The 8,674-nt window shown below is 71.8% G+C and carries 6 protein-coding genes; 5 read left to right on the forward strand and 1 reads right to left on the reverse strand.

Annotated elements, in window-relative coordinates; translation table 11 throughout:
* The 3 genes from MXD95_RS09475 to MXD95_RS09485 form a co-directional block, all read left to right on the forward strand.
* Nucleotides 1-2,207: acyltransferase domain-containing protein (locus MXD95_RS09475; protein ID WP_250640185.1), on the forward strand; the 2,207-nt coding region annotated here is incomplete at its 5' end.
* An 87-nt stretch (nt 2,208-2,294) separates the two neighbouring features.
* Entirely contained in the window at nt 2,295-3,335 is a 1,041-nt protein-coding gene (locus MXD95_RS09480) for an LLM class flavin-dependent oxidoreductase (RefSeq protein ID WP_250640186.1), read from the forward strand.
* Nucleotides 3,336-3,508: 173 nt separating this feature from the next.
* Nucleotides 3,509-4,564 (forward strand): LLM class flavin-dependent oxidoreductase, encoded by a 1,056-nt coding sequence (locus MXD95_RS09485; RefSeq protein ID WP_250640187.1) that lies wholly within the window; start codon nt 3,509-3,511, stop codon nt 4,562-4,564.
* 148 nt (nt 4,565-4,712) lie between these two features.
* Here the strand turns inward: MXD95_RS09485 and MXD95_RS09490 are convergent, their stop codons facing one another.
* Nucleotides 4,713-6,161, reverse strand: a complete 1,449-nt coding sequence (locus MXD95_RS09490) for a DHA2 family efflux MFS transporter permease subunit (RefSeq protein WP_250640188.1) — start codon at nt 6,159-6,161, stop codon at nt 4,713-4,715.
* 504 nt (nt 6,162-6,665) lie between these two features.
* Here MXD95_RS09490 and MXD95_RS09495 point away from each other — a divergent pair.
* Both MXD95_RS09495 and MXD95_RS09500 read left to right on the forward strand, forming a co-directional pair.
* On the forward strand, nt 6,666-7,529 hold the full coding sequence (locus MXD95_RS09495) for a 2-oxo acid dehydrogenase subunit E2 (protein ID WP_250640189.1): 864 nt from the start codon (nt 6,666-6,668) through the stop codon (nt 7,527-7,529).
* Nucleotides 7,526-8,611, forward strand: a complete 1,086-nt coding sequence (locus MXD95_RS09500; RefSeq protein WP_250640190.1) for an alpha/beta hydrolase — start codon at nt 7,526-7,528, stop codon at nt 8,609-8,611. Before MXD95_RS09495 ends, MXD95_RS09500 begins: the two co-directional genes overlap by 4 nt.
* Nucleotides 8,612-8,674 lie beyond the last annotated feature (63 nt).

Below are 8,674 nucleotides of genomic sequence, written 5' to 3' on the forward strand. Positions count from 1 at the left end.
CCGCCTTCGGCATCAGCGGCACCAACGCCCACGTCATCCTAGAAGAACCCGACAAACAGGACACCAACCCCGACGGCTTCGCCACGCCGGATGCCGCCCCACTGGACACGGCGCCGGCCGACACCACCCCGCCAGACACGGTCCCGCCAGGCGACGTCCCACCAGGCACAGTCCCCGCAGGCACAGTCCCCGCTGTTGCGGCGGCGGCCGGGGCGCCCGTGCCGTGGCTGCTATCCGCCCGCAGCCCGCAGGCGCTGCGGGACCAGGCGCGCCGGCTACGGGCGCACATCACCACCTATCCGGAGCCGTCCGCGGCGGACATCGGGCTGTCGCTGGCGACCACCCGCACGGCATTCGAGCACCGGGCGGCCGTCATCGGCCCGGACCGGACCACGCTGCTGGACGGACTCGCCGCGCTGGCCCACGGCCGCCGTTCACCGGCGGTGGTCCGCGGGAACACGACCGAGTCCGGGCGGACGGCGTTCATGTTCACCGGGCAGGGCAGCCAGCGGCCGGGGATGGGCCGCGAGCTGCACGCCGCGTACCCGGAGTTCGCCGCTGCGTTCGACGAGATCTGCGGGCACTTCGCGCCGCACCTGCCGTACCCCCTGCGGGACGTCGTCCTGGGCACCGATGCGGACCTTCCGGTCGATCTGGTGCACGAGACGACCTACACCCAGCCGGCGCTGTTCGCCGTCGAGGTCGCCCTGGCCCGGCTGCTGAGGCACTGGGGGATCGTCCCCGACCTGCTCATCGGCCACTCGGTGGGTGAACTGGCCGCCGCCCACGTCGCCGGCGTCTGGTCGCTGCCCGACGCGGCCGCCCTGGTCGCCGCGCGGGCGAGACTCATGGGGTCCGCCCGCACCGACGGGGCGATGGTCGCGATCGAGGCGAGCGCCGACGAGGTCACGGCCGTACTGACCGAATCCGCCGGGCGGGCATCGTTCGCCGCGGTGAACGGCCCGCGGGCCACCGTGGTCTCCGGTGATCGCTCGGCCACGGACCTGGTCGCGGAGCATTTCCGGACCATCGGCCGGCGAGTCCGGCGGCTGCGGGTGAGCCACGCGTTCCACTCCCCGCACATGGACGGCATCCTCGACCGCTTCCGCGAGATCGCCACCACCATCGACTACCAGGAACCCCGGATCCCCCTCATCTCCAACCTCACCGGCCACACCGCCACCCCCGACCAACTCCGCTCCCCCGACTACTGGACCGACCACATCCGCCACCCCGTCCGCTTCCACGACGGCATCCACCACCTACACACCCTCGGCGTCACCACCTACCTGGAACTGGGACCGGACGCGGTCCTGACCCCGATGGCCCACGCATGCCTGCCGGTGGGTGTCGCCACGGTGACGCCACTGCTGGCCCGCGGGCGCCCGGAGCCGGCGACACTGGTGGGAGGGCTGGCCCAGGCGCACGCAAAGGGCACTGCCGTCGACTGGCGATCCTTCTTCGCGCACGGCGGCGCCCGGACCGTCCCGCTGCCCACCTATGCCTTCCAGCACACGCATCACTGGCTGACCGCGGGGCCGACGGACTCGCAGGCAGCCGCCGGCGCCCACGGATCCGTCGGGCCGGACGAGGCGCGGTTCTGGGACGCCGTCGGACGGGGCGACCTCGACACCGTGGCAGGCGCGCTGCGGCTGGCCGCAGCCGAGCATCCGGCGTTGGCCTCGCTCCTACCTGCCTTCGCTCAGTGGCGGCGGGACCGGTCCGCGTCCACGCCGCCGGGTGGGCCGTGGCCGACGGATGCCGCTGACGCCCGCACTACCGACCGGACCGACCTGACCGGGCCGAACGGTGCGGTGGACATCGCAGCCCTGCGGGCGCTGGTGGCCACGGCGAACACCGAACAGGTGGAGTCGGCCCTGCTGGACCTGGTGCGCAGCCATGCAGCCGAGGCGCTGGGGCACCCCAGCCCGCAGGATATCGGCGTCGGCGACAGCTTCCTCGAGATCGGCTTCTCCTCATTCACGGCGCTGGAGGTGCGCAACCGGCTCTGCGAGGCGACAGGGCTGCTGCTCGCCCCGGTCGTGATGTACGACCACCCGACCCCGCGGGCCCTTGCCGCCCATCTGCGGGCCCAACTCGCCGGGCAGTCGGGGCCGCCCGCAGCACCGGTGCCGGTTCCCGTCGGCGCGCCCCCTGCCGCCCAGACCCCCGACAGCGCTGCGGCACAGAGCCGCGTCGGTGGCTGACCGTCGCCGACGCCCACCCATCGTCGCCGCACGGCATCCCGCCGGGCGGCCCCCACCGGGGCACCGGCCCCCGTCTGGAGGACTCATATGCGAGTAGGACTCGGATATCTGAACATGGCCCCGGCAGGCGACTCGGCGACCGCCCGGGCGATCTACGCCGACTTTCTGCATGACGTCCGCTGGGCCGAGAACCGCGGCTTCGCCGGCATCTGGGTGACCGAGCACCACTTTTCCACCTACAGCCTCACCTCGTCCCCCCTGCTGCTGTTGGCGCAGGCCGCCGCGGCCGCCCCCCGGCTGCGGCTGGGCACGTCGATCCTCGTGCTGCCCTTCTGGGACCCGGTCCGGCTCGCCGCCGACGTGCTCACCCTGGACGCGCTGTCTGCAGGACGGTTCGACTTCGGCATCGGCCGTGGGTACCAGCCGCACGAGTTCCTCGGGTTCGGCCGGGACGCCGCCGACAACCGGGAGATCTTCACCGAGGCGGTCGACGTCCTCGAGCAACTGTTCACCCAGCAGGACCGGGACTTCAAGGGCCGCCACGTCCAGATCGACGCACCGGTCACCCTGCTGCCCCGCCCGACCCAGCAGCCGCATCCGCCGATCTGGATGGCGGCGACGAGCCCCGAGTCACTGCGGTTCGCCGCCGACCGGGGGTTCCATTTCATGCTGCCGGCTGTCACCACCCACGACGAGATCGTCGAGCGCCGGGCCTGGATCGACCAGGCCGGCGGGCTGCCCGCCGGGCGTGAGTTCCAGGTCAACCGGTTCGTGTACCTGGGGGACGACGAAGGCCGCGAGCGGGTGGTCCGCGAGATCGCCCGCCAGCTCCAGACCTCGGCCGCCCTGACCAATGGTGTCCACCCCGAGTTCGGCGCCGCCCCGGCTCCCGACCAGATCGACCCGGCGGTGGAGGACAAGGTTCGCGGCATCCTCATCACCGGTTCGGCCGACGAGGTGATCGACCAGTTCAGAGCACTGGCCGACGTTGGTATCAGCTACGTCATCGCCGGCTTCGCGTTCGGCTATCTCGACACCGAAACGGCCCGGCGATCGCGGGAACGGTTCGCCACCGAGGTCCTCCCGCACCTGGCGGATCTCACCACCACCAGAGCCGTTCAAAACTGACCATCGCGATATACTGAACTGGTCGGTTAACAGGCCGCGACCGGACGGAAACGGCGGTCGGCACCGGCGGAGGTCTCTGCAGGCGTCAACCGAGACCGCGGCGCACGGAACGCGGGACGTCTGCTCGGCCTGGCAGACCTCCGGTTCCCGCCGCGATGCAAGGAGCGCATGGCATGCCGACCTCTTCCGCGGCCCACACCCGAGTTCTGCGGCTGTCCGTCCTGGATGTAGCCCCGGTCTTCACCGGCAGCAGCACGGCGCAGGCGCTGCGCAACGCGGTGGATCTCGCGCCGCGGGTGGAGGCATTGGGCTATCAGCGCTACTGGGTCGCCGAGCACCACAACGTCCCCAGTCTGGCGACGTCCTCGCCCGCGGTGCTCGTGGGTCGCCTGGCCAGCGTCACCACGAGCCTGCGGGTCGGCTCCGGCGGAGTGCTGCTGCCCAACCACGCTCCCCTTGTGGTCGCCGAGCAGTTCGGCACCCTGCACGCACTGCACCCGGGGCGGATCGACCTCGGGATCGGGCGGTCGTCGGGCAGCGACCTGCTGACCACCAGGGCGCTGGGCCGCCCGTTCGCGGTCGACGATTTCCCGCACCAGCTGCGGGAGCTGACCGCCTACCTGGCGGGCACTGCCGACGCGGCGTCCGAGCACAGCGTGGCCGCGATCCCCGCCCCGCCGGGGCAGCCGTGGCTGGCCATGCTCGGCTCCAGCCTAGCCAGCGCCCGGTTCACCGGTGCCCTGGGGCTGCCCTATGCCTTCGCCCACCACCTCGTGCCGCACCTGACGGTGGCCGCCCTCGACACGTACCGTTCGGCGTTTCGTCCGTCGTCGCAGCTGGCCGAGCCATACGCCCTGGTCGCCGCCGTGGTGGTCGCGGGCGAATCCGACGAACACGCACGCGGGCTGGCACTGCCATACCTGCTACGTAAGATCCACATCCAACAGGGACGCATCTACGGTCTCTACCCGGGTCCGGCCGAGGTCGCCGCCCACCACTTCTCCCACCTGGAGGAGAAGTACGTCGAGGAGCACGGCGCCGACCAGCTCTTCGGCGGTCCCGCAACCCTGACGGAGAAGATCTCAGAGCTGGCCCGACGGTCCGGCGCCGACGAGTTGCTGGCGCTGTCCCTGATCCACGACCACGGCGACCGGGTCCGCTCCTACGAGCTGCTGGCCAGCGCGGTCCCCACGATGCCCGGGTCCCGCGACCAGGCCGCCGTGCGCTGACCCCCGTCACACGACCCAGCCCGGCCTCGGGCGGATCGACCCAGTGCCGGCACGGATCCGGCTCCCGCATCACGCGGGTGCGGCGGAGGGCGGCGGTCCCTCCGCCGCACCCGATCCCGGCCCCGGGGCAGGTAGGCCGGGGGTCTGGTCACCCAGTCGCTGCCGCGGGTTCACTCTCCCGCTGCTCAGCGTCAGGCTGCGGCGCGGGCTGCGGCCGTCCGGGCAGGAAGAGCCCGGACAGCAGGACCGCGATCGCCCCGCCGAGGACCCACCAGAACGCGGACTGGAAGGCGTGTACCGACGGCACCCCGCCGGAGATACCACGCTGCAGGATGAATGCCACGATCGCGATTCCGAGCGAGGCGCCGAGCTGGTTGAGCACGTAGAGCGCCGAGGTGCCCTGCGGCACTGACGCCGGCGGCAGCGTCCGGTACAGCGCCCCCATCGTCGGGGCCCCGATGAAGCCCAGCCCGAGCCCTGTCACGAAGGCGGCCACCCCCAGTAGCGCCTCGCTGGTGTCCGTCCCGGATCTGGTGAACACCAGCGCGCTCACCGCGATCAGCGCCGCGCCCCCCGGCGCGAGAACCCGCGCGCCGACCCGGTCGCTGAGCCGTCCCGCCAGCGGCATCGCGATGAACGAGCCCACCCCCAGCGGCGCGAGCAGCAGGCCGGCTCCGAGCACATCGTGGCCGCGCAGCTGCTGATAGTACAGCGGCACGACGAACAGCATCGAGAACAGCATCACGCCGGTCACCGCCATCACCGCCACGCTCGCGCTGAAGCCGCGGCTGGCGAACAGCCGCAGGTCGATAAGGGCTGCCTCTCGCACCCGCAGGGCATGACCGATGTAGGCGAGCAGCAACACGCCTCCGATCGCCAGCGTCACCGGCACCCGGACCGCGCCGAACCCGTGCTCACCCGCCTGCGACAGCGCGTACACCAGCACGGCGAACCCCGGGCAGAGCAACGAGACCCCCACGGTGTCCAGGCGTGCCGTGCTCTGCCCGGGATCCGGCGCGTCGACCGGAACCACCTTGAGTGAGGCCGCCAGCGCCGTCAGTCCGATCGGCAGGTTCACCAGGAACATCCACCGCCAGCTCAGATGCTCGATGATCACACCACCCACGATCGGGCCCAGGACGGGACCAAGGGGGATGACGATTCCCATCAGCCCCATGACCCGCCCGACCCGGGCCGGGCCCGCCGCCCGCGCCAGCAACGTGAGCATCACCGGGTCGAGCATCCCGCCGCCGAATCCCTGGATCACCCGGAAAACGACCAGCGCGCCGATCGACGGCGCCAGGCCGCAGGCCAACGACCCCGCGAGGAACAGCGACAGACCGGACAGCCAGATCCGACGGGTCCCGAACCGGTCCACCGCCCACCCGCTGAGCGGGATCGCCACCGTCACCGCGAGCAGGTAGCCGGTGGCAACCCAGCCGACCGTGCTCAACGGTGCGTCGAAGTGCTTCCCGAGCGTGTCTATCCCGACGTTGACGATCGTGCCGTCGAGCAGACCCATCAGCCCGCCCAGCAGCAGCACCCCGATCAGCCGCAACAGCGCGGGATCCAGGCGATCATCCTGTCCCTGAGCCATGCCCTTCCCCACTTCATCCGGGTTGCTTGACTGAGTAGTAAAAAAGACTTTACATCAAGGTCGGCCCAAGGGGACGGGTTCAACCCCCACGTCACCGCGCCGCGCACCGCGGGCGCGACCGAGGCCGAATCCACCCTGGACCGAGAAAATCCGCCGACAGGCATGGACCTTTCACCGGGCGGGACGCCAGCCACCGCCGACCCGGCCGGACCGCCGGCGACACGACGTCAGGGCGGGGCCAGCAGGACATCCGGCCGCCAGGCCGCCCGTCTTGGCGATTTTCCGTGAAGTAAACCGATTCATCGGTCATGTTTTCAGGACCCATGAGTTCATTTTTATTGCCTGAATGTTGCACCGCGTCGGCGGCAGGGACAACCGCCAGCTCCACCTGGTGCGTCCGGCGGTTTAGCAGGCAGCAAGGGCTCGGCTAGCACCGCGGGAAACGATGTCCCTGCGGCCGCGGCGACGAGATCCGGGCGCGTTCGGCAGGAGGGTGGGACACCGATGACGATCAGCGATCTGGCCCCGCAGCGCCGGCATACCCTGTACTTCCTGCGGGAGACCCGGGCGTTCGCGCCCGTGTTCCTGGACACCGAGGTGGACATGAGCCGGGTCCAGGCGCTGCGCTCAGCGCGGCGGCACTCGGTGGTGACCTACGTGCTGTACGCCGCCGGCCGGGTACTGGCCCGGCATCCAGAGGCGAACGCGGCTATCCTCGACGGCCGGCGGCCGCGGGTGGTCCGCCACGACGCCGTGCACGGCAAGCTCACTCTGGACAAGACCCTCGCCGGCCACCGGGTCGTGCTCGCCACGGTGCTGCGCGACCTCGACCGGCTGGACCTCGATGAGATCCAGGCACAGGTGGAACGCTTCCGCACAGGTGACCCGGCCACGATGCCCGAGTTCGCCGGGGTGCGCGCGCTGCACCAGGCCGGGTCGGGCCGACACGGATGGCAGCGCGCCGAGCGAGCCTTCCGCCGGGTCGTGCGGCCGTTGGAAAACAGGGCCGCGGTCTGGGGAACGGTGGCGGTCACCTCGCTCGGGCACGGGGTGGTGGACAGTTTCCACTCGGTGGGCGGCACCACCGTGACGCTGGGTCTGGGGCGCATCGTCGACCGTGCGGTGGTCCGCGACGGCCAGATCGTGGTGGCCCCCGTCCTGCGGCTGAGCCTGGCCTTCGACCACCGAGTGATCGACGGTGCGGAGGCCGCGGACGTCCTGGCCGGCATCCGGGACACGTTGCAGACCTTTCCGGCGCCTACGGGTCCGGGGCAGCCTGGCCCGGACCCGTCGACGCAGCGCACGGATGAGCCGGCCCTGGCGCCCAAGGCCGCCCCGGTCACGACGGCGGGGGAAGGACTGTCATGAACGACGTCGCCGAACTCACCGTGCACGTCGCCGCGCATGCGGCGGCCCTGGACATGGATGCGGCCGGGTACCGGGAGCTGACCGGGCGCATCCGGCACGACGGCACCGGCCCGGGTTCCTGGGTGCACGAGTGGTCGAGCCTCGCCGAAACGCGGGAGGCCCGCGGCGACCTGCTGGGCGCCGCAGCCTGCTACAGCTTCGCCAGGTTCCCGTTCGTCGACGGCGCGGCACGGCGCGGCGCGCTGGACAACTGTGTCCGCGCCACGGACAGGTGGCGGCGCGGGATCGCCCCCGACGCCGGCCCGATCGAACGGGTGGAGCTGGACATCCTCGGAGCGACGGTCGCCGCCTGGACGACCGGGCTGGCCGACGGGCACGGCCACGCGGACGGACACCCCACCGCGGCGGGGCCGGCAGCCGCGGCCGGAAACCGCCCCCTGCTGATCGTCAGCGGCGGCATCGTCAGCGTCAAGGAGCAGTGGGCACCCCTGTTGCTGCTCGCCGCCAGGCTCGGACTCGCCGCGGCCGTGACCGAGATGCCAGGTGTCGGGGAGAACACCCTGCGCTACACCCCGGACAGCTGGCGGATGTTCCCGGCGATCCTCGAGACGCTGGCCGGGGCCGCCGACGTCTCGCGCACCTTCACGCTCGCACTGAGCTTCAGCGGGCAGATGGCGTTGCGCTGGGCGGCCGAGGACACCCGGGTGCGCGGGATCATCACAACCGGCGCGCCGGTGCGCGCGCTGTTCACCGACCGGGCCTGGCAGCGCGGGCTGCCGCCGGCCACGGTGGCGACCCTGGCCCATCTGACCGGAACGGACCCCCGGGCACTGCCCGACCTACTGCCCGGCTGGGCGCTGTCCGACGAGCAGCTAGCCGCCATCACGGTGCCGGTGCGCTACGTGGCCAGCACCCGCGACGAGATCATCCCACCGGCCGACGTGGCGCTGCTGCGGCGCACCGTGTCGGATCTGGACGTCCTCGAACACGACGACATCCACGGTGCTCCCGGGCATGCCGTGGCCACCCGCGAGTGGATGACCCGCGCGCTGGTGGCCATCCGCGACGCCACACCCCGCTGACAGCCACACCCCGCCGACAGCCACACCCCGTGCTGACAGCGGGGCCGACGCTGCGTCACCACG

Source organism: Frankia sp. AiPa1 (assembly GCF_023243075.1).
GTDB lineage: Bacteria > Actinomycetota > Actinomycetes > Frankiales > Frankiaceae > Frankia.

What these genes read in the sequence shown, in the direction of transcription:
- MXD95_RS09500 (WP_250640190.1), top strand. Translation starts at nt 7,526, where the DNA reads ATGAACGACGTCGCCGAACTCACCGTGCACGTCGCCGCGCATGCGGCG.
- MXD95_RS09485 (WP_250640187.1), top strand. Translation starts at nt 3,509, where the DNA reads ATGCCGACCTCTTCCGCGGCCCACACCCGAGTTCTGCGGCTGTCCGTC.
- MXD95_RS09495 (WP_250640189.1), top strand. Translation starts at nt 6,666, where the DNA reads ATGACGATCAGCGATCTGGCCCCGCAGCGCCGGCATACCCTGTACTTC.
- MXD95_RS09480 (WP_250640186.1), top strand. Translation starts at nt 2,295, where the DNA reads ATGCGAGTAGGACTCGGATATCTGAACATGGCCCCGGCAGGCGACTCG.
- MXD95_RS09490 (WP_250640188.1), bottom strand. Translation starts at nt 6,161, where the DNA reads ATGGCTCAGGGACAGGATGATCGCCTGGATCCCGCGCTGTTGCGGCTG.